Here is a 21,599-nt window from a genome sequence, read left to right on the forward strand (position 1 = left end):
AAAATTTAACCACTTTCTTTGACCGGGGATGCGGCTCGAAATTGAAAACGGCTTGGAATTTGTGTGTGATCCCTTTTTAAATGAGCGCGGCAAAATCCTTTTTTTACACGCCTTTACCGGTAATATCACCAATAAATTAAGCTTTCGCACCCACTTTAAAGATTACAGTTTTTACGGGATTAACTTTCCCGGACACGGTAACAGTGTCATTCACAACCAAAGTGAATTAGACTTTAACTTCTGGATTAAGTTAGTGCAACAGTTCTTTAATAAATACCAATTAAAGAACGTGGTTTTATTTGGTCACTCGATTGGTGGCGGACTAGCGATTGCCCTCACCCAAGTTTTAACTAAGGAACAAATTAAAGGCATTATCCTCGAAGCGCCCCTAAACCCGGGGATTCGCGCTACCCCACCAAGTATTATTAGTGCCTTGGTACCTGACACCAACGAAGACTTTGAAGCGGTACAAAGGGCATTGATCTACAACATTGAACAACGCTTTGGGGCGAACTTTAAGGACTTTTGTGCTAAACAAAAACAGAAGATGATCCAAAAGTATGCACCCTTAAAGGTAATGTTGCAACCCGAACAAGCCGAACAACGGCTCCAGTTAATTGATGCGGCTTTTAAACGGTTAAGTTACCCAACCCTGTGAATTCACGGGCAGGAAGATGGCATTGTACGTTACTTGCCCTCGAAGGCTTACCTGGAATCCTTGCACAATCCTTTAATTGAACTAGTGGGCTTATCCAACACGGCCCACACCACTTTCTTTGAGCAGCCCCAGCAGTTTCTCCAACTAGTGGAACAGTTTTTAAACAAGTTAAACAAATAAAAAAACTAACAACTTTAGTTGCTAGATCTCTTATTGTTGATTGATGTTTAAGCGTAGTTACTACTTAACCAAACGCTTGTACCATTCGACCACGTACGATTCGTTAATACCAGCAGGGAGTTCACTACGTTCTGGGAAGCGCACGTATGTCCCTTCAAAGGTCTTGTTGTTGGTTTCCACAAACGGGGAGACCACACCGCTTTCGCTCGCCGCCTTAACAATTGGAATCTTAATTGTTTTGGCCTTCAAGCGTACCTTATCCCCTGGATTGAGAATAATGGAAGGGGTGTCCACGGTACGATCGTTGAGTAATACGTGGCCGTGGTTAACTAATTGGCGCGCACTGCGACGGGTTGGAGCAAAACCCATGCGGTACACAATGTTGTCTAAACGTGACTCTAAAACACGGAACAGGTTAACCGCTAAGTTACCCCGTTGTTTTAATACCAGTCTAAACAAGCGTCTAAACTGTTTATCAGTAATCCCATACATGTATTGCATCCGTTGCTTTTCTTGCAACTGTTGTGCATAACCAGACATAGTGGAACTACGGAAACGGTTCCCGTGTTGTCCAGGAATCGTTTTCCGCTTCTTCCCTTTCGAAAACTCCTTGTTGTTTTCTAGTAACGAAAAACCTAAGCGGCGTGATCGTTTGAAAATACTACCAGTGTATTTCATGCGGTGACAATTTTAAATTATCTTAATAATCAAGATTAAAATCCCCACCGTTTTCCATTAGTTCATCATCCAAGATACTAGAGAGGTTAGAGGTTTTATCTGGAGTTAAAGTTTCAAAATCAAAGTCATCTAACTTCATTGGATCTAATGGCTCTAACCCGTGGATGTTCATGCTGCTTAACTGATGATCAAACCCATCTAAATCAAGGTTTAACCCACTGTCTAGGTTTTGGTAGACAAACTCATCCAATTGTTCATTGGACATCTTGTCAAAGCTACTGGAGAAGTCCAAGAGATCTTCAATAATGGCTTGCGGTTCAGTCTCAAAGCTAGACAATGTTTCCATGCTGTTTAACAATAAAGGATCCTTTTCCTTCTTGTTAAAGCGCAACACACTGTCTAGCTTCGCCATCCCGTTTAAAACAGTATCACTGCAGAGCTTATAAACGGCTTTAAGTTCTTTTAGCGTAATCTGGATGTTTTTAATCTTGCTTTCGTTTTCCAAGATCGCTTTTTGAATGTTGCGCACTAACTCACCGGACTTTTGCAATTGTTCGTAACTGTCACTTGGACGGTGAGCAATCGTAAAGTCGTTGGATAAAGAGCGTAGCAGTTCATCCTTTTGGTACACCGAAAGGTCTTTAGCGTTTAAAAACTCCGCTTTGAGCTGTTCGTTTTCTTCAATTAAGCGGGTCAATTCGGCTTGTAATTCCTTTTTGATTAACAAGAAGCGGTTGGTAATGTCGGTTTTGGAATTAGTAATAAAGTCACTAATTTGGACAAACGACTTTTTGACCACCATTTGGTAACTTGACATTTTAAAGATGTCATCGAAGTTAATGGCAGGGTTAGAACGACCTTGCTTTAACTCGGCAATAATGCTGTTAATGTCGCTGTTGGCAAACAGATTAATTTCAGTAGTTGGCTGTAACTCCGTTGTTCTGAGCTGTTCTACCATCACTGGCATGAGTGGTTTGACTGGTTGTTGTACCACATCAACATTTGATGAAGCCTCTTTGGTTTCCACTGGTGGAGTGTCGACAAAGATTTCGATCGCAGGTGCACTTTCGACAACTGGGGTAGTTGGTGTTGAAATTGTTGGCTCTACTACCCGGTTGACCGTTTGTATGTTAATGCTAGATACAGCAGGTGGAACAGGAACTGTTTTCGGTTCGCTTACTCGTCATACAACCTCACTGTTACTGTGACAGTGGGTCTTGCTTTCCATACCCACTTCTGGTGGGGTAAAATCATCAAAGCTGTGGGTACCGACAGCACCGTGTTGATTGTGCTTAAAGTCCACAACCTCAACTAATGGTAAGTCAGATGAAGTTGTATTATTGAGTTCAATTTCAAACAGTGGTGGGGCAATTGTTGGTTCAACTGGACTGGTTGTAACGGTAGGAGTTGATTCCGCCACTTCAATTTTAATTGGGGTAGTTGGTTGTACTGGTGCAGTCTGTGGTTGGTTTTTTACTGTATCGGTGAGATGTAAGACATAATCCATATCAGCAACGGGTGCTACTGCTGGTTGAGGTTCTGCGGTAGCGGTAGCTTGGCTTTCTACTACTGTTACTGGAATTACTTCTGGTTGTTCAACAGGAGCAGCTTCTGGAGTTAGATTCCATTCATAAACCGCTGGTTGAGGTGCAGCTTGTGGTTGTGGTTCAACTACTGGGGTTGGTTCAGCCACAGCTTCTTGAACAGTTTCAACAACTGGTTCTGGTTGAACTTCTACAGGGGTTTCAGGTTGTGGTTCAACTACTTGTTCCACTTCTACAACAGGATTTTCAGGTTGAACTTCTAAAACTGAAGCTACTTCCGGGGTTGTAATTACTTCTGGTTGGACTTCCACAGGTTGTTCTGGTTGTGGTTCAACAATCGGTTCTACAGCTACTTCTGGTTGAACCATTTCAGATTGAACTTCTGCAACTGGAGTCGATTCCACAACCACTTCTGGTTGAACTTGTTCCGTTGGAATTAATTCAGACACACCTGCCACAGCTGGTTCTACTGGAAGTGGCTCGGCAACAGCTTCCGGTTGATGTTCTACAACAGCTACTACAGGCTCTGTAACTACCTGAGGTGTAATCTCTGCAATAGTTTCAACAACTGGTGTTGGTTCAGTTTGTTGTGCTTCTGTAACTGGCTCTGCAGCTGCTTCTGGTTGAACCATTTCAGATTGAACTTCTGTAACTGGTTCTGGTTGAAGCTCTACTGCTGATTGTTCAGCTGGAATCTCTGGTTGGGTTTGTACAGCTTGTGGTTCAACTTGTTCCAATATTGGTGCAGTTTCTCCAATTGGATCTAGACTTACTTCTAATTGTGGCTCTACAGCTACTTCTGGTTGAACCATTTCAGCTTGAACTTCCACAGGTTGTTCTAGTTGTGATTCAACAATTGGTTCTACAACTACTTCTGGTTGAATTTCTACTGCTTGTGGTTCTACTGTTGCAGTAGTTTCTCCCACCGGTTCTACAGCTACTTCTGGTTGAACATCGTAAACAGGCTCAGCAGCTACCTCTGGTTGTACCTCATAGCTAGGTTCAGCAACTTCTGGTGCTGGTACATCTGCTTCCAAACCAAAGTCTTCTGAAGCTGTAGGTGTGGTTTCAATGTTATCCTCAAAGCCAAACTGTTTCTCTTCCGCTTCGGTTTGGGGTAAAGTCGAGATCCATTGATCACCCTCAAAGTAACCAGATCAAACCCACTCCCCAGCTTCATCATAGTAACCATAAGCCTCATTACCGACATACTGAAGGTAATCCGGTTCTGCTTCGGTTTGTTCCTGTTCCCCCGCTAAAACTTCCACTGTTGGTGCATCAGCAAACACGAACGGATTACCATTGGCGTCAAACAACACGCTAATGTCGTATTCCGTGTCACCATAAGGATCATAGTAAACTCCAGTTTCACTGTTAAAGGCAATGTAATAACCATTGCCATCACCGTCATAGGCAATCTTGACTTTGCCATCTTGAACAGTTAATTTACCATCGTACAAATTACCAAAGATCTGTTCGGGATTTTCCTCAGTGTAATCCTTGTCTTCAAAAACTGCTTCTTTGCTTTTCTTCATGAAAAAAGAGCTTACAAAAGTGTAAGCATGGTTAACTTTGATTATAAAACTTTCTTTAAGGCCTTATCTTTTCCATGAGAGGTTGTATACCCTTAAATAATTTCTTAAATTATTTTCAGCAATCCTAATTAAGGGCTTAAACAAGGCCAAGTACAAGGGCATTAACAACGCTTGTACCAAGACCCTTGGCATTAAAAAGAAATAGCTACCATACTTAACGAAGTTCTTACTTGGTTTACCACTTAAAAAGACGAGGTATTCAATCGAGGCTATAGTGCCAATTAACAATGATACCACTAAGGTCATTAGTAAGGCCATCATTAAGATGTAGAGGTTTAAGATCATCTCTTTCGGTTTTTTGACCTTAGTGTACTTTCAACCCAAAAAGATTTCTAACCCCACAAAAAAGCTAATAAAGGCTGCCATCGTAATGCCTTGTAGGATGTGGACATTGACATCAAAGCCCCGGCCAAAGCTCTGGTTACCAGCAGCTTGAAAATTGCCATCAGTCAGGTACATTAATAATAAGACTAGGGTCAAGACAAAGAAACCAATCAGAATGCTTTGTAAGATCCAAAAGTCAATTTTTCAGTTAGTACTACTTTGGCGTACCTGATAAACGCCCTTAACCAGCCCCGCTAAAAAGCAGAACATGGGTTTTTGAATCGCAAACAACCAAAACCAGGTATAGCCCCTAGTAAGCCAGTCCATCGTGTCGGCAATGGCGCCAAAGGTAAAGCCCCACACCGGTCCAAACATCCAACCAATTAAGGCAAAGGGAATTCTTGTGAAACTCACCTTGAGCACACTAGTGACATTAATGGAAAAAATATTAAAGATAAAGCTTAGTGCCATTAACACCGCCGCTCATACTAACAATTGTAAGTTCCGCGTTACCTTTAGGGGGTAATACGGAAACAAAAAGATAAAGAAGGCGTGGTACTTAGTTTTTAATAGTTTGAAGGTCTAGATTACCCAAAAACAGCTGGGGGTGTTAAATCATTGTCGTTGTTAGGATCACAATCCGTTTTAAATGGCTGTTGCATTTCCTCTTGCACGTAACGGTTCAACACTTCGTTTGTTTGATCCGAACTTGGTTTAGGACTCAAAACAAAGGCAATAATACTAATGAGGGCAAAGGGAATAATGCTCGCTAGGTAAAATATGGAAAAACCAACAAAGATAGTTTTAAAGGTCTCACTGTTAATTTTTAATTCATTAGACCTTAAGGCATTTAACAGAAAAGAGGGGTTTAAAATACCACCTGTAATAATGTTACCCCCAGGTAGGGCATTGAGTGCCACAAACAAGAAGATTGTCCAGAAGATCCACTTAATTCTGACCTTATACCGGTAGTTGTCATTGATCCTGGGAAAATCAGTTACCCCAAACTGGTGCTTGAGAAAGTGCATTGCCTTAAAGGTTTGACTTCTAGTAGCAAAACTGTAGGGCTTACCTTGAAAGGCTAAAAGGAAGGAAGTACTACCAAAACCCAAGAAGATCAAGGTAATTAAAGTAGAAGCACTAACAGGGAAAAAGAGGTTAATGCCACCGTTTAAATCAACTAACGCTGGCCTGTCGGTATTATTCTGACCAGTAACCGCTTTAGTTAGGTTACTGTCAGGGTTTACATACCTGTAAAACAAGAGGTTTACCACCACGAGGTAAGCAATGGCGGCCGCTTCAATTAACAACATGGAGATAAAGATTGCTAACTGGGCTCACTTAATTCACTGGCTTTTAAACTGGAATTCAAAGATTTTGCCTACCATCCGTTCCGAGGTGACCCGCATAAAGGCACGTTGGCGTGCACGTGCTTCGAGTGATTCGTTGACAAAGTTTTCCAACTCTGGGCTTACAGTACCAGTTGTATGTATCCGTGGTTGGTTTAAATCAATTGTAACCGTCGGTTTATTAGCTCCATTGGTTGTTTTTTCAACAGCTGTTGGTTGAACGCTACTTAACTTACTAAAGCTATTTAAATCACGGTTAAAGAGATTGCACACGGCAATTGGTAAATAGTTAGCCAAGTCCGTGGCATCAGTTAAATCAAGTTTGAGGTTAAGTTCGGTGTTCGCTAGTTTGGTTTGCCCTAAACTAACAAAGCGCGCTTCTAAGTTTTGAAAAACAGGTTGAAAGTCCTTTTTCTTGGTTTTAGCCTTAGCTTGCTTTTGCTCTAAAAAGTACAACAGCTTTAACTGTTCGCGAATTGTTTTAGCAAACGCCGGGTCGCTTTGGATCCGCTCTTTGAGGGCATTGGCATTAAAAACAATGTCTAAATTGTCTTGTAACTTGGTTAAAAGATCGCTAAAAGTCATCTTGGTATAGTTTACTTTTGCGCAAAGAATCGCAACACGAAGTGCTTTAGCAAATGGATTGCTAAGCCATCATTGCGCTTAATTTTAATATCCAGCTGCCAAATCGCATTAATTAAGGCCGTTAATTGGTTGGTGGATCAAAAGCGGTACTGGCTTTGAATCGCCTTTAAACGAAAGGGATTGACATTTCACTGTAGTTGGAAAACAGCTTGTGGTTTAACGCCTTTGACCATCAAGGCCAAAAGTAGTTCATTTGCTAAAAATTCTAGGAATTGCGGTGGTGTGAGCTGCTTTGGTAAAAACAAGCGTTCAATCAACTTTAAGGCTTTAGCTGTTTGCAAACGCACCATGGCGTCAGTTAATTGTAAGATTTGACTGGTTTGGTAATCACACAAAACGGCTTCTAACATTTTTTTGTCCTGTAATTCTGCCGGGCTGAGTAGAGTTAACTTACGCAACTCCTGTTCAATGACCCCTAAGTTAAAGGGTAGAATCGTGGCTAAGTGGTCAATTAAATCAGGGTTTAAGTTGAGTTTGAGTGTCTTAGCGGCCTTACTGATCACCTGGTGGATGGTTTTAGCTGTGACTGGTTTACAAGCATACTTGGTAATTGCCCGGTCATTAATGAGGGCATTAGCGGGACTGTCGCTGTAAATGGTGACCACCACATCAGTATCTTTAAGTGTTTTTAAGCAGTGTAATTCAGCCTTAGTTAAGTTGTTCTTTTCCAAAAAACTGCAGTTGTGAATGAGGATCGGTTTAGTGTCCTCAGCAAACAGATTCTGGTTTAACACCACATCATACAGCTTATTAACATCTTGAAACCAGACCTGTTTACAAGCGGCTGGGTTGAGCAGTTGGTTTAACTGCTGGTGAATTAACCCAATATCGGCGCCATAAACTACGGTCATAGTAAAAGACTGTACCCACAGTATACAACAAGCCCCACAGCCCATAATAAACCAGGTAAAACACCCAGTTAGGTTTGGGTAGATTTAAAAATACGGTCGTGTTTAAGGCTCACTGACTCAACCAGGGAAGTGGTCAGTAAAAACCGACCAAACTGTTGCCCATTCATGGAATTAGCGGTAACAACAGTCAGCTAGCACAGAAGTAAAACAAGGCTATGGGAGTAAACAAGAGGTTATGAAACACACTTAAAGCGTTTAATTTTCGATTTAAGTGCAAAGTAATCGGACTGACCACAATGAGGATTAAGGTGGAAGTTAACACCGCTTGCAGTGGCTTTCACAGCTTCACCTTATTAATGGCAAACAACACAAAGCACGCTAAAAAGGAAAAGTTAAAGCCAAAGTTGTGTAACGCTCCCGGACTCATTAAGATGATTAACAGCGCCGTTAAGCCCAAATTATTTTCGGGTAGTTGCTTGGGAAACATTTGCCGTAACAGCTTTGAGACAAAAACCCGTAAAGCTGAAAAGGCAAATCCGACCAAAAAGAGGTACAGCAACAGCATTACAAAACCCGTTATTTTATTGATGTAAAAGCGCTTGTACAACCAGCGCTCCATGACACCAAACAAAAAACTAAGGTGAAAACCACTAATCACAAACAGGTGGACAATATTGAGCTGAATGGCACTCTGATACAGTGTGTTTTTTGTTGTTTCGTTAATTAAAAACAGCTTTAAGTACTGATTAAAAACACCACTAGTGTGTTGATCTAGTCAACTAATAAAAGGGGTGCGAAGTCAGTTCGCTTTCATTAGTTTGGCTAGTTGAAACTCTGGCATTAACTGACAGTATGCTAGTAAAGCGGCACTACAACTGATTAACAGTAAGCCAAACTTCCAGTGTACCGTTAAACTAATTAGGTTAACTATCACCAAAAAACTCGCTAAAATTACCCACTGATTTTGTTCGATAAAGAAGTAAGCAGGGGTAAAGGTGAGTAACGTAAAAAAATAAAACAGCTTTCACTTCATGCTGTTTTATTAATTGGTTAATTAGTTTAGAAATGCCAATTAAAACTCTTTACTCCAGCTGGAACGGAGCGGAAAGCGTTGAGACAAACCACCACGTAACGGTGAGCGGTAACGCGGGGTGAAACTGGTGTAATTGCTCCCTAAATCAAAGCGGTGCGTGTTGAAAAAGGAACTGCGGTTACGCCTTAAGCTCGACAATTCCAATGGTCTTCTAAGTGGGTAAAAGCTACTTGGACTGCGGTAAGCGCCAAAGCTGTTAAGGCTGTCGAAGTTCAAACTCGCTGGGTTGCGGTAGTTTACAGCCATCGGTGTAACACCAGTAAACCGACTGGCAATTGGTGTTGACTCTACTGTTGGCCGTGTAAAACGTGCTCAACTGTTGCGGATTGCTGGAAGGTTAAACAGCGGTTCGTTGTACTTGGTAGCCACATATTCACTCGGTGGAGCTAACTGGTAGCGCTCGTGCGGTAAAGGCGTACGGGTAGAAGCATCGTGGAGGTGACCCAAACTCGCTAGCTTTTCCAACAATAAGGAACGGTTGGTGGTGTGAATGGTAATTGCACCACTTTCATTATTAACACAAGTTGACTGACACGGTTGTGGTTCCACTACCGATGCAGGGGATGGTTTTCATTCCGGTTCGGGTTGTGTTGGACGGATAATTGGTTGGACTACCACTTCTGGTTGAACTACAACTGGTGGAACCGCAGGAGTTGTTTGGACTACCTTAGGTGTCACTTTAGGTGTAGCTACTTGAGGAGTAACTACTACCTGTGGTGCTGGCGTTGGTGTTACTACCTTCGGTTCTGCCTTAACAACTGGTTGAACTACAGCAGTTGGTTGGACAACTACTGGAGCAGGGGTTGGTTGTGGTGCTACTTTAGGTACAGCTGGAACAGGGGTTGGTTGGGCCACTTGGAGTGCAACTTTTGCTGTTACTACCTTCGGTATTTCAACTTTAGGTGAGTCAACCTCAACAGTTACAGGTGTTGGTTGTGGTTGTTCCACTACCTTAGGCTCTACTTTAGGGGCAGGAGTAGCTTCTACCACTGGTGTTGGGGTAGGTTCCACTACCTTAGGAGCTTCCACTACTGGTGCGGTCTCTACCACTGGTGTTGGGGTAGGTTCTACTGTTGGAGTAACCTCTACTATTGGAGCAGATTCAACAATAGGAACAGCAGTTGGCTCCACTACTGGTGCAACTGGTTCTGGTTGGAGTGGTGCTACCTCTATTGGTGCTACAGCACTAGCTTGATCAGGATCGCTGTAAGCTTGGGAATCATAGTAAGCGTTCGGATCGTGAGCTTGATCATAGTTCTGTGTATTGTAAGCATTAGCATCATAGGCTTGATCATACGCTTGTTGATCAAAGGACTGATCGTAAGCTTGCTGGTCATAGTAAGCGTTCGGATCATAGTTTTGGTCATACGCTTGCTGGTCGTATGTTGCTTGATCAAAGGTCTGATCATAAACTGGTGGTGCTGTAGTATCCTGATATTCGTCTGGTGCTTGAGGTAGTGGATCGAGTCCGAACAGTTGATCAGCTTGCTGTTCGGGTGTAGCATCGGGATCCACAACTGGTAAACCAGCATCAATGTCCGGATAGCCCTCACCACTCAATGGTTCGCTTGTAGTGGTATCTGCACTTGCGGTACTACCACCATAGTTTAAATAGTCCACTAGGGGAATGTTTTCCCCATCACGGTAACCACTCACATCCAAAACATTGCCATCTTGGTCGTAAAAGGTATTGTTGACCTGGTCGTATTGGACTATTACCTCATTGTTGTTGCCATCAAAGGCAGTGAGTGGAATAATCTTGGGGGCAAAGCTAATTGGTTCATCACTGTCCAATTCGAACAGAGGATAATCCGCTGGGAGCTGTTTTCTTTTTTCCAAAGAAAAGATGTTCCCGGTTTCAGGATCCTGGTACAGGGCGTGAAGCTTATTTTTAGCATCACGACCATAAACCACATTAATGTCGGGATAGCTCTTTTGGATCTTTTGTGCTAGCTTACCATACGCTTTCGCTAGCTTTGCTCTTTCTTTATCTGTCATCTTGAAGCACTAATTAGCGTTTTGGTGGAAAACCGGGTTGGGGTGGCATGCCAGGACGTGGTGGTTGCATTCCGGGACGAGGCGCCATACCGGGTTGAGGTGGGAAACCAGGTCTTGGAGCCATACCGGGGTGTGGCGGCATACCTGGACGAGGCGCCATACCGGGTTGAGGTGGGAAACCAGGTCTTGGAGCCATACCGGGGTGTGGCGGCATACCTGGACGAGGCGCCATACCGGGTTGAGGTGGGAAACCAGATCTTGGAGCCATACCGGGGTGTGGCGGCATACCTGGACGAGGCGCCATACCGGGTTGAGGTGGGAAACCAGTACGGGGACCGAAGTTAATTTGGACTTGGGGTTGAGGTGGTACTGGTACTGGTTGTGGTGCTGGTTCAACTTCCGCTTCAGCATGGGCTTCAGCAGCTGCTTGTTGTTCTAACGCTTGTTGCTCTTCTTGTTGGGCAGAAATGCGTTGTAGCTGTTCCGCTAACTGTTCTTGGCGTTCCTTTTCCTCCAATAAGCGTTTTTCCTTGCGCTTCACAATTGGCAGTCCTATAGCAAGGCCCAAGATGATGGCTAGGGCACTAAAACCAAAGCAACCAGCAACTGTAGGAATAAACCATGCTTGCTCAGTAATCGGCTTGCCCTGAATTTGTACTGTATCCTCTTCTGCGTGTAAAACAACGTTAAGGGGACTCAATTCACTCTTAACTTCTGTCAGTTCGGTATTGTTGTGCTGTACCAAAATTAAGGTTGCAAGCACTATTAAAGCGCTGAACAGCACTAGCATTCAGGCTAATAAAAACAGTTTAAGCTTTCTTCGAGGTGGTAACTTCATGCACTAATTAAAGGGAGACACTAACGACGGCGGCGACGGGGTGCTTCATCATAGTAGTAATCATCATCACGACTTTGTTGTGCCCGTTTTGCTTTACGGCGCTTTTTGATGATGGCACGGGTAATCTTGGACAGGATAAAGTTAATAATTAAGGCACCTATAAGCCCTGAAACTAAGGCCATGCCCAACGGAATAATGTACTTAGTAAGGTAGGGACCAACCTTTTCTAAAAAGGCGGGGATATTGGGTTTCTTTAAAAAGTCGACATACCCTGGGATTTGGCTAAACAAACTACCATCAATCGGAAAGCGGGGATCTAGCTTGTTAGCATTATTAGCTACTTGTTCTGCTGCTAGTATCAAGGCGTGGGACTGTGATGCTGCAGCTGCTTTAGGTGCAGTTACCGTAGCGCCTACACCACTAGTAGTAACCGTGTCAAGCGCTTCCTTAGAGAAAAAACGGTTAAACACATCCATTGGTTGTGCTAGTTTAAAGGATGGGCTAACAGTACCAAAGTAAAAGATTGCTAAAAAGAGGTAAGCAATTGCTACCGTCAGTACCGCTAAGAAGGCTAGCTTAAAGAGCAATTTGAAGAAACCCATTGCTAGAGAAGAGTTAAATATTGGGAAAATTTTAACTTTTCAAAGCTTTAATTCCCCACTTACAGCTTAACTTCCTTAATTAAGAGCTTTAAAAAGCTCTGCTTAAATTACGCGTTAACAAAATAATGCGCAGGATAAAGTAGACCAAGTTCATGAAGCTACTTACCAACCAAGCGCCAAAAAAGAGCGCACTACGCCACATTTGTGCTTTGGCTAAAGCTGGGTCTTGACTTTCATACAGTTTCACCAAGTCCTGTTCGTTGCGAATTTGTAGACAAACAAAGTAAACCGATAACAAGGAAAAGATCCCACCAACTATTAACGAAAGTCCGGGGAACAGTAAATCCAAGATATTAGTGCGACCACCGCGGAACACCGTAAAGTTCAACACAAAAGTCAATAAGCTCGCAATTATGCTAATAAAGAAGGCTCAAATAAAGATACGAAACAGCGTTTGGGTTTGTTGGTAACGGCGTTGCTGGCTCGGTAATGCACTCAAGCCCCATACCGTCCCATACACTAATGCTGCCCCTAAAAAGGCAAAGACAATGTCACTAAACTTAAAGTCAATCAATTCACGTAATTGTGTGGTGGCTAATGTTAACAATACTCCTAATGTAATCCCATAACTAATCACATCGGCAATAATTAAGCCCCAGAACCACGCTAAGGTCGTGTTACGGTTCCTTAGTTTAAAAGCCGTGACAAAGTAAAGGATTAAGGAAACCAAACTAGCAACAAAAGCAATCGTACCCAACGTTCTTATATCACTAGCCAGTGTGCCAAGGCTAGTAGTGTTGGTTAACAGCTGTTGTACCCCAAAACCAATTAAGAAGATAAACAGAATGCCAATCGCGGCAACAGAAAAGGTCAAGCGAATGACCGAGAACCGCTTGTGATGGACAAACTGTTGCTCGGAAAAATTGACCTGATTATTAGCTTGATTGATCATGATAAGTCAACTGGGTCAATTTTAATTTGTAAGCGCTTAATTGCTAATAAATGCAAAATTATAGAAAGGGGATACTTACCCAAGTGGCTGAAGGGGTAGGCTTGGAAAGCTTATAGATGGGTAACACCATGCGAGGGTTCGAATCCCTCAGTATCCGCCACGGAGACTTACCCAAGTGGTTTAAGGGGGCGCTCTCGAAAAGCGTTAGGTGTTTTTGCATGCGTGGGTTCGAATCCCACAGTCTCCGCCAAAATATTAACTGTATCAATTAAAAAAGCACACCTTTTGGGGATGTGCTTTTTTTAGTGTTTCCTAATACTGACAACTATTTATTTTCGGGAATAAAACCATAGTCACGGATGGTACCGTTACCCGATGGCGCACTGCGGAATTGGAACCATGGTTTGAGCAGCGTTGGTGATGTTTCGTTCAACCCAGCTGCTGGTACGGGTAAAACCGGGAAGTAAGAGTCGACTACGGTAATTAAGAACTTAGCGTTATCGGTGTCTTTTTCCGCTCAAATACTGTTAAAGCGGTTGAGCTGGGCGGCGTTCTTATAGATATCTTTCAACTCGTAACCAATGAAATCTTCGTTTTTACTTGGTTTATTTGTACCGTTCTCTATCTTGTCACGCTTTCCAAGGTACTTATTTGGATCTTTGATAGCTTCCTTTACTTTTTCTTTGTCTAGAATGCCATTATCCACTAAGAATTTGAGCAAGCTTAAAGCCTTTTTGGTGAACTCTAAAGATGCTTGAGTGCCGTTACCACTAGTTGTAGAACCGGTGCTTCTTTGTGCAGCTTGTGCTTTAGCATCACCAAAGTTCTTTAGTACGTAAGGGTCATCTTTGAAGAGGTCAGCGGAAGTTACGTCATCCCACTTTTCTTCTTCAGTATTACTCTTGCTGCTATCTTGAGATGAATCTGCTTTCTTAACAGTCACATCAGATGTGGTTGAAGCTGTATTTTGTTGATCTATTTTTTGTGTGAATTTACTATGTACATCTTTTTGACTCGCAGCTAACAACAACGTACGTACAATGTGAGCGCCCGAGGAGTAGGTAATAACATCACCGCCACCTTGATCGTTCAATTGGGTGGCTGCGTCCAATCAGGTACCCACACCATCATAGTCAGGGCTTCAGGAACTAAAACCTAACACCGAGGACAACCCAATGTACCACTCATTTCGAGTTGGTCCTTGGGCATCACCTAAGATAATTTCTGGTACTATTAGTTTTTCTCCGTTGTCAGCAGTACCCAATTCAGTGAGGGCTTGCTTCACGGCGTTGTAGTAATCCACCCCGTTAGCGGACAGCGAAGAGTTCCCTAACTTCATGTTGAAGTGGAGGGGATTGCTACCAGAGAAACCAACCTTCTTTAAAACTTGAACAAAGCTGTGCTTTGTTACGTTTACACTCTTAGCTTCTACTGAAGAGGTTTGGTTTTGTTGTGTGTTGTCTGATGTGTTGTTGTTCTTAGCAAACGCTGCAGAGGCAGCTGCTCCAGCCTGACCACTTGTTGCTTTACTGCTATAATAATTAATCTTAACAGTCGCACTCTCCAAAACGTTTTTATTCTTTTCGTAGTTACCTTCACGCTGTGGAATCAAGCCCAGGCGCTGTTCCTTCTCGATCTTATAGTAGTAATCGTTCATCAGATCTGAACCTTCGGTAGTTGAGACAGCTTTTTGTTGAACACTTGCACCATTTTTACCCTTTTCCTTAAAGATGCCAAAAGGTACGATCGAATAGTTCAGGTCACCGGAGTTTGGCAACAGGATAATCGCTAGGTTTTGTCAGTTAATTAAACCGTTAATGCCAGCGCGAATCGTTAACGCTTCTTCTGACTCACTGTTGTACAAGAATTTAGCCTCGGTTTCGGTAATGTTGGAGTTAGTTTTAACGGTTTCACCTTCCACTACGTAAGGTCGTGATGAATAGGTAATCTGGGCACTTTGCGCGGTCTTTTGCACTTTAACCCAGCGTAAGTCCCCCGTACCCGCAAATCGTGACCTAGCATCCTCTTGTTGGGAGTATGGCACCTCCGCAGAAGATAATCCTCCAGCGATATAGTTGGAGTAAAACACTTCAGGGGTAGCGCCTGGTTGGAAGTAGTTAATCATCGTTGGGATGGGTTTTTCGTTTTCTTCCCGCGTTTTTGGTAAGTTGGGGGTTATATGAGTATCATACTCACTGTTACGCTTAAAGACAATCTGGCTCTGGTTAAAACTCTCGACATAGTAAGGCCCCACTGATCAAGTATCCCGTCATGCGTTAACCCCACCACCATAGATACCATCAAAGTTAGTTTTGGTTTGGTCTAAGATTTTCGACCCATTCTTTTCGTTGTAGACCAATGGTGAGTCCTTACCTACCTTAATTGCTTTTACCTTCGGGTGGGTATGAGGAATAGGAAAGAAGAATTCCTTAGACATCATACTCAACAAGAAGGGGAAGGGCGAGGTGAGGTAGACGTTGAATTTGCTGTCATCAGTGCTTTGATAATCCTCAGGATTGTAAGCATCATCCGTTATCTTAACAGTTTTTTCTTCACCATCTTTTTCATCAGATGAAGCAACCTTCATTTGAACTTGGGTACCATTCTTCTTGGTCATCCCCACGGTCTTTTTCACATCCAAACCCATTAAGTCAATGAAGTAACCGTTGCGGTTAAACCTGAGTTCCGATGATAAGATGTAAGCCTCAAAACCGCGTTCAAAGTCTTTGGAAGAGAGTTTGACATCATTGCCACTAGCGTCCTTTACCGGTTTACCGTTATTGTCGACCCATTTGATACCAGTATCAATGGCGAATTCGTAACGGGTGGCCTTTTGCGAAATTTCTTGGAATTTTTCTTCCTCAGTAATCGACTTCGATTGTTGATTATTTTGACCGTTACTTGAACTTTGTCTTTTAATTTCACCAATGCATTCTCAATCATCTTCACCACTAGTGCTAGTACCACTAGAAGTGGTAGTGCAAGAAGAATTAGTTGAAGTTTTTTGACTTGAAGTAGCTTTATCCTTCTTCTTATACCCCTTCACTGAGGTAGCCAATTCCAACACCAATTTCTCTTGGGTTTGAGTGGTTACATTGACACCATCATCTTTGTTGGAACCAGTGGCAATGTAAGTGGTTAGGCCTGCATACTTGCTGCCAAAAAAGGAAGAGGTCGGGGACACGTTGAACATACTCATCGGTACCGAATTGTTCTTTAACAAGTCGGATGCGGATGAGGTGACATACACATCGCGGGCTTGGGCAGCGCAGGCACTGAGTGCTACTGCTGAACTTACCCCTAAGGTTGATAACAAACCCCAGTATTTTCGCTGAAATTTCATGGATCGTTCATAAATGTTGTTGATGATGTTTATTGCTATATGAAAAACATGGCATGAAAGCCATGTTGAACCATGAGCAACATACTCTTAGCTGTGAGCTACTAAAAGTGATTTTATTCTAATTTGGGAGCTTGCTAATCTGCGAAATTAAAGCTCAAGTTTCAAAAATTGCTGTTGCAATAAATTAATTCTTAATTTAAAGGCTTCAGCAAACGCTAAAACTTGGTGCACTCGAAGGGACTTGAACCCCCACTCCGCAATGAAACTAGATCCTAAGTCTAGCGCGTCTACCATTCCGCCACGAGTGCATATTGGTGCATCTTGAGGGGCTCGAACCCCCGACCCAATGATTAAGAGTCATTTGCTCTACCAACTGAGCTAAAGATGCATTAAGGGAAGCTGGTGCCGACTATAGGATTCGAACCTACGACCTACTGATTACAAGTCAATTGCTCTACCAACTGAGCTAAGTCGGCCTGGTGGATTGTGAGGGGATCGAACCCCCGACCCTATGCTTGTAAGGCATATGCTCTCCCAGCTGAGCTAACAATCCAGGCTTTTGGTGCCGAATACAGGAATTGAACCTGTAGCCTATGCATTACGAGTGCATCGCTCTACCCTTGAGCTAATTCGGCTTGGTGACGCGTACGGGATTCAAACCCGTGAATGCACGCGTGAAAGGCGTGTGTGTTAAGTCTCTTCACCAACGCGCCAAAATTCTTGGCGGCCACAACAGGGATCGAACCTGTGACCAACCGGTTAACAGCCGGTTGCTCTACCGCTGAGCTATGTGGCCAATAATGCAAGTACAATTCTAGAATTTCTAGCCCACTTTAACATCTTCCCGCGGATAAGAAAAGCTGTTTCCTTGAGGGTGTTTTTTAACAAAAGTGAGTACCGAACTGCTCACCCCGACCTGCCCCATAATCATTAGTAAACCTAACGTTAAGTAGTTAAACAGGTTCCGTGTTGGCTCTAGTGCCATGATCTTCGTGGCCCCACTAGACAGTCCGACAGTTCCAAAAGCAGAAGTGGTTTCAAACAGGCTGTCGACAAAGCTAAGCGGTTGTTGCATACTTAACGGCAACAGAATGGCAATAAGAACCACGGACACTAAGCCAAAGACGGCTACCAAGAAGGCATTAATCACCGTTTGCCCGTCAATACTACGCTTAAAGACCTTGACCTCTTTTTGACCGCGGAACTTCGCTTTTAACGTCAAAAAGATGACCGCTAAAGTAGTAGTGCGAATCCCTCCGGCGGTAGAAGACGGACTGCCCCCGATAAACATCGCAATCACCATAATCCCCTTAATGATGTCAGACTCAGCACTTCAGGGAAACACACTAAAGCCAGCGGACCGGGACGAAATCACCCCAAACCACAGTTGCATCACCCGACTAGCCGCTGGTATGGGACCAAAGATTAAGCTTTGGAGTTCTTGATTGGATTTATTTTTCAGTCCCTCCACTAAGTAGGCCTTCTCGACATTGAGATGGGCAATCGTATTGGTCAAACTAGTTATAACAATAAACTCCACCATTAACAGCATTAAAAAACACCAAGCCGTGACAATCAGGTTAGTGAGTACCGCTAACTTCGTAAACAAACTAAACTGGTGTTTGTAATACTTACCATACAATCGCCGTTTCTTAATCGCTTCATAAGCATCAAATAACACCGGATAACCAATGCCACCAAAGATAATTTGGCTAATCGCTAACCACTGGATCACGATGCCCCAGTTAGTGCGATACGGGGCAAACGAATTAGCGCCCAACAGGTCAATGCCAGCATTATTAACCGCTGACAAGGAGTGGAAAAAACCATACTGAAAGGCTAAGTTAAGGTTATGAACTACGGGTAATCTTTTGGTGGAATCGACTATGAGGGCCTTCAATTGGTTGGACACCTTACCACTACTTTGAAAAACACTAGCAGACTCAAACGCGGGGATAAAATAAAACAAAATGGTGTACAGAAAGCCATACAGTAACTCCACCATAAAGAGGAATAACACCGACACCACAATCATTTCACTAGTGGTCCCTAACTTGGAACCACCCCGTTCTGATTGCAACATTAACTTCTCATAAAAGCTGTACTTGCCCTTCTTGTGTAACTTAAACAGTCTTCAAACAAGGAAAGCAATCACCACAAAACCAATGCCCCCTAACTGCAGTAAAATGGCCAACACCGTTTGCCCAAACACACTGTAGGTTTCACTCACTACCGTAGTAGAGAGCCCCGTATCACTAAAGGCACTGACCGCTAAAAACAAAGCATCCAAAAAGCCATAGGAAGCCGTTTGTTTACTGATGGTATGACCCTGTAAATCCACCTCATAGCTAATAACCTTTTGGTAGTCGGTTTTGAGCGCAAACGGGAGGAAAAGCAGTACAGCCCCCAACAGGATGCAATAGATGTAAAAGTGGAAAATGCGCTGGGAAATACTGTCACCCCACAGGATTAGTTTTAACCAAGCGAGTAGTTTAGCTTTCTGTTTATGAGCAGCTGTCATGTAAATGACAATATAAATATAATTTTACCAGCATATGAAACGTGCCGATTTTTGCATTATTGGCCTTGGTAGGTTTGGGATGCAAGTAGCACATTCTTTAAAAGAGAACAACTTTACCCTGGTTTTGATCGATAATGATCAACACAAAACCAATACTGCTGCCCAGGAATTTGACCATGTAGTGTGTTGTGATGGGAGTAACTTAACGGCGTTAGCTGAGCTCCAACTAGAGGAGTTTTCGGCAGTCATAGTTGGGGTAACTAACATAGAAGCGAGCATTATGATTTGTGCTAACCTTCGGGAATTGGGTCAAAAAAACATTATTGCCCGTGCTAAAAACGAAGTGCATAACCGGGTGTTACGTACTATGGGTATTAGGGAAGCTTTGATCCCGGAAAAGATTGTCGGCAAGAACCTTGTCATTCGTTTAATTCACGGCATGGAAACCGAAATTATTAACCTTGGCAATGACATCCTCTTTGTTCGCGCTCCGGTGAACAACAAGAAGCTCTTTAATCGTACGTTGGGGGAAATTAACATCCGTGAACACACGAATGCTAACCTCATCTCAATTATGCGGAATGGCAAAGATGTCGTCTTTCCTTTGGGTCCGAATACCCAGATTCAACCAGGGGATGTAATTACAGCCGTGTGTCAATTAAGTGGCGTGAACCAGTATTTGCGCTACATTAATCCTAACGACAAGAATAAGTACAAAGCGAGTGAATAATTAGATCACCCAAGACCCCTCCAATCCTTATCGGTTTGCCGTTTTACTCGTGCCGCGCAGCGTGGTGTACTATGAGCAGTTGCAAAGGGGATTAGCGCTCCCTAACCAAGGGAGTTCGTCAGGCTCAGACAGCACTAACCAAACAGGCGCAATGTTTGGCTTGAAGGTGAAGGATGCAACCGTGGATAGTTCGAATCAATCAACGGAAAGCTTAAAGGGCGAAGAATCGAGTTCCAGTTCCACCACATCTTCCACCTCCACCACCCAACGTGGGGGTTCGTCAGGGGACACCAAAGTCAAGGCGTTGCAGGTGGCGGTGAAAAAGAAATCGGACTCGGAGGACAATGGTCAGATCGAACTTGAAACCAACAACCTCGCCAACGCCCCGATTAAACGGGGCTCCAATAACAACCAGCAAGTCCAACTCAAGGCGGACGATTTTGGTACTGCCCCTTCCAGTTCGGAATCTGGTCAATCAGGCACCCCCACCCCCTGAACGCCGTGGCTTGCGACCGAGCAAATTCACAAGGACCTCCCCAAATGATCCGCCTCGATCCTGATTCTGTACGATGCGCCTTATGCGCGCAATCGTACCGCCATTGATCGCGTTGATCACTTGGATCCCAAGGTGATGACCGCGAACTATCCGCCCAGTTGAAGAACGCCCAAGTGAAACCACCACGGGTTGTGGGACTGAAAGGCGCGCGATGTCCTGCTCCAAACCACCGGGTTCTTCAACCCGCGCCGCCACCCAGAGTGGTTTGACCAGGGCCAAGCGGTCGCGGATAATACCCAAACCGGGTTTGATACAGATGACACCGATAATAAAAAGCAGGGCTTTCGCAAACAAGGCGAACAATCCCCTGCCCCCATCGCCCTCCCGTTTGAAGCGTACTTCGCCAACATTGGCAACCTCACCTGGTTCGGGCAAGCGCTTTTGGTGTTTGGGATTTGTTTGTCTTAATTAACTAACAAATTAATAAATAGGTCTATGGATTAATTACCTCACCCCCTACACGCCCTTTACGACACCGCTCAATGGGGGGCTGGATGTCGTGCGCGCCGCCCATTTACACCCCTCATACGAACTCGTGGACTGAAAGCGGGTGGGACAGAACAAGTTGGTGGCGCTGGTCCGCTCAGCGTTGGTCAGGGTGAAGTTTCAAGATAGTTCGAGCCAACAAGGCACTGAGAGTAATGGCCAAGACCAAAATGCCCTTAGTTTTGATACCACCAAGTCCCAACAAGTCTTACAGCAAGCTGGCGATCAATCAGGAACTTCATCTAACTCCACCCAAGAAGACTTCGCCAGCTACATCCTCATCTTTAAAGCCGCGCCCAGGGCCACGTGGGTGTTTGAACGCAAGATTAAGTTGGCGTTGCCCTACGTTAAGCAGGAAAGTCAGGGTTCCGACGATCAAGGTTCCAATGGTAAGGGCTCCCTCTACAAAACCCTCCAAGACCTCCTCGTCGAACAACCCGTGACCCCTTACACCCCGAATGCGGGGTTAGTCCGGGTGAATGGGGTTGCTCAGGATACGGTTCATTTTGGTTCGGGTCAAGAATCGAGTTGGAATTCCCAACGTTCCCAAAAAGGCCTTAAAAACAACCCCGGACCCAAAGCCGTCACCGGCTTTAAGCTCGATAAGGGCCGCGCGTACCAGAAGTTAAATGAAGCTTGACCGGTGTATGAACCCC

General features: G+C 43.9%; 15 protein-coding genes, 9 tRNA genes and 1 pseudogene. 6 read left to right on the plus strand and 19 right to left on the minus strand.

The genetic code is table 4. From position 1 onward, the window contains the following. The first annotated feature begins 28 nt into the window (after window positions 1-28). The gene (locus F539_RS02510; protein WP_014574985.1) at window positions 29-838 is read left to right on the plus strand and encodes an alpha/beta fold hydrolase; all 810 of its coding nucleotides are present in this window, start codon (window positions 29-31) and stop codon (window positions 836-838) included. A gap of 60 nt (window positions 839-898) precedes the next feature. On the opposite strand, the gene rpsD is transcribed toward F539_RS02510, so the two are convergent. The 10 genes from rpsD to F539_RS02560 all read right to left on the minus strand — a co-directional run bounded on the left by rpsD (window position 899) and on the right by F539_RS02560 (window position 13,307). Next, on the minus strand, window positions 899-1,516 hold the full coding sequence (rpsD, locus tag F539_RS02515) for a 30S ribosomal protein S4 (RefSeq protein ID WP_010874802.1): 618 nt from the start codon (window positions 1,514-1,516) through the stop codon (window positions 899-901). Window positions 1,517-1,538: 22 nt separating this feature from the next. Then, a complete protein-coding gene (hmw1, locus tag F539_RS02520) occupies window positions 1,539-4,595 on the minus strand; it encodes a terminal organelle protein HMW1 (protein WP_014574986.1) in 3,057 nt (1,018 codons plus the stop codon). A 63-nt stretch (window positions 4,596-4,658) separates the two neighbouring features. Beyond that, complete coding sequence (locus F539_RS02525) at window positions 4,659-5,516, minus strand: ECF transporter S component (RefSeq protein WP_014325543.1); 858 nt, start codon at window positions 5,514-5,516, stop codon at window positions 4,659-4,661. Window positions 5,517-5,566: 50 nt separating this feature from the next. Then, on the minus strand, window positions 5,567-6,913 hold the full coding sequence (locus F539_RS02530) for an MPN449 family protein (RefSeq protein ID WP_053344061.1): 1,347 nt from the start codon (window positions 6,911-6,913) through the stop codon (window positions 5,567-5,569). An 11-nt stretch (window positions 6,914-6,924) separates the two neighbouring features. Then, on the minus strand, window positions 6,925-7,824 hold the full coding sequence (gene holA / locus F539_RS02535) for a DNA polymerase III subunit delta (protein ID WP_015344914.1): 900 nt from the start codon (window positions 7,822-7,824) through the stop codon (window positions 6,925-6,927). Continuing rightward, window positions 7,748-8,857 (minus strand): ComEC/Rec2 family competence protein, encoded by a 1,110-nt coding sequence (locus tag F539_RS02540; RefSeq protein ID WP_014325544.1) that lies wholly within the window; start codon window positions 8,855-8,857, stop codon window positions 7,748-7,750. Before F539_RS02540 ends, holA begins: the two co-directional genes overlap by 77 nt. Before the next feature lie 39 nt (window positions 8,858-8,896). Further along, window positions 8,897-10,915: a terminal organelle protein HMW3 gene (hmw3, locus tag F539_RS02545; RefSeq protein WP_014574989.1), complete on the minus strand. Its 2,019-nt coding sequence runs from the start codon at window positions 10,913-10,915 to the stop codon at window positions 8,897-8,899. A 13-nt stretch (window positions 10,916-10,928) separates the two neighbouring features. Further along, window positions 10,929-11,753, minus strand: coding sequence for an adhesin P30 (locus F539_RS02550; protein WP_014325546.1), 825 nt, complete (start codon window positions 11,751-11,753; stop codon window positions 10,929-10,931). 20 nt (window positions 11,754-11,773) lie between these two features. Continuing rightward, a complete protein-coding gene (locus F539_RS02555; RefSeq protein ID WP_014325547.1) occupies window positions 11,774-12,355 on the minus strand; it encodes an MG319/MPN454 family protein in 582 nt (193 codons plus the stop codon). A gap of 88 nt (window positions 12,356-12,443) precedes the next feature. After that, window positions 12,444-13,307, minus strand: coding sequence for an MPN455 family protein (locus tag F539_RS02560; protein WP_010874811.1), 864 nt, complete (start codon window positions 13,305-13,307; stop codon window positions 12,444-12,446). A 69-nt stretch (window positions 13,308-13,376) separates the two neighbouring features. On the opposite strand from F539_RS02560, the gene F539_RS02565 reads away from it, so the two are divergent. Beyond that, window positions 13,377-13,467, plus strand: a tRNA-Ser gene (locus tag F539_RS02565). A gap of 1 nt (window position 13,468) precedes the next feature. Next, window positions 13,469-13,557: transfer RNA gene (locus F539_RS02570), tRNA-Ser, on the plus strand. Window positions 13,558-13,632: 75 nt separating this feature from the next. On the opposite strand, the gene F539_RS02575 is transcribed toward F539_RS02570, so the two are convergent. The 9 genes from F539_RS02575 to F539_RS02615 form a co-directional block, all read right to left on the minus strand. Beyond that, on the minus strand, window positions 13,633-16,650 hold the full coding sequence (locus F539_RS02575) for an MG321/MPN456 family lipoprotein (protein ID WP_014574990.1): 3,018 nt from the start codon (window positions 16,648-16,650) through the stop codon (window positions 13,633-13,635). A gap of 223 nt (window positions 16,651-16,873) precedes the next feature. Beyond that, window positions 16,874-16,958: transfer RNA gene (locus tag F539_RS02580), tRNA-Leu, on the minus strand. Window positions 16,959-16,962: 4 nt separating this feature from the next. Continuing rightward, window positions 16,963-17,038, minus strand: a tRNA-Lys gene (locus F539_RS02585). 12 nt (window positions 17,039-17,050) lie between these two features. Next, window positions 17,051-17,126 (minus strand) — tRNA-Thr (locus tag F539_RS02590). 1 nt (window position 17,127) lies between these two features. Further along, window positions 17,128-17,203, minus strand: a tRNA-Val gene (locus F539_RS02595). Window positions 17,204-17,210: 7 nt separating this feature from the next. Next, window positions 17,211-17,285 (minus strand) — tRNA-Thr (locus F539_RS02600). A gap of 1 nt (window position 17,286) precedes the next feature. After that, a tRNA-Glu gene (locus F539_RS02605) sits at window positions 17,287-17,363 on the minus strand. Window positions 17,364-17,371: 8 nt separating this feature from the next. Continuing rightward, window positions 17,372-17,446 (minus strand) — tRNA-Asn (locus F539_RS02610). Window positions 17,447-17,473: 27 nt separating this feature from the next. After that, a complete protein-coding gene (locus F539_RS02615) occupies window positions 17,474-19,171 on the minus strand; it encodes a potassium transporter TrkG (RefSeq protein WP_010874816.1) in 1,698 nt (565 codons plus the stop codon). Between the two features lie 34 nt (window positions 19,172-19,205). Between F539_RS02615 and F539_RS02620 the strand changes: the two genes are divergently transcribed. The 3 genes and pseudogenes from F539_RS02620 (at window position 19,206) to F539_RS04475 (ending at window position 21,413) form a co-directional block, all read left to right on the plus strand. After that, window positions 19,206-19,901: a potassium channel family protein gene (locus F539_RS02620; RefSeq protein WP_010874817.1), complete on the plus strand. Its 696-nt coding sequence runs from the start codon at window positions 19,206-19,208 to the stop codon at window positions 19,899-19,901. A gap of 4 nt (window positions 19,902-19,905) precedes the next feature. Then, a pseudogene (locus F539_RS02625) lies at window positions 19,906-20,850 on the plus strand (adhesin P1); the annotation flags it as partial. 89 nt (window positions 20,851-20,939) lie between these two features. Then, window positions 20,940-21,413 carry an MPN413 family protein gene (locus F539_RS04475; protein ID WP_014325551.1) on the plus strand — a complete coding sequence of 158 codons (474 nt, stop codon included), beginning with the start codon at window positions 20,940-20,942 and terminating at the stop codon, window positions 21,411-21,413. Window positions 21,414-21,599: the final 186 nt, after the last annotated feature.

The organism is Mycoplasmoides pneumoniae FH, from assembly GCF_001272835.1.
GTDB classification, from domain to species: domain Bacteria; phylum Bacillota_I; class Bacilli_A; order Mycoplasmatales; family Mycoplasmoidaceae; genus Mycoplasmoides; species Mycoplasmoides pneumoniae.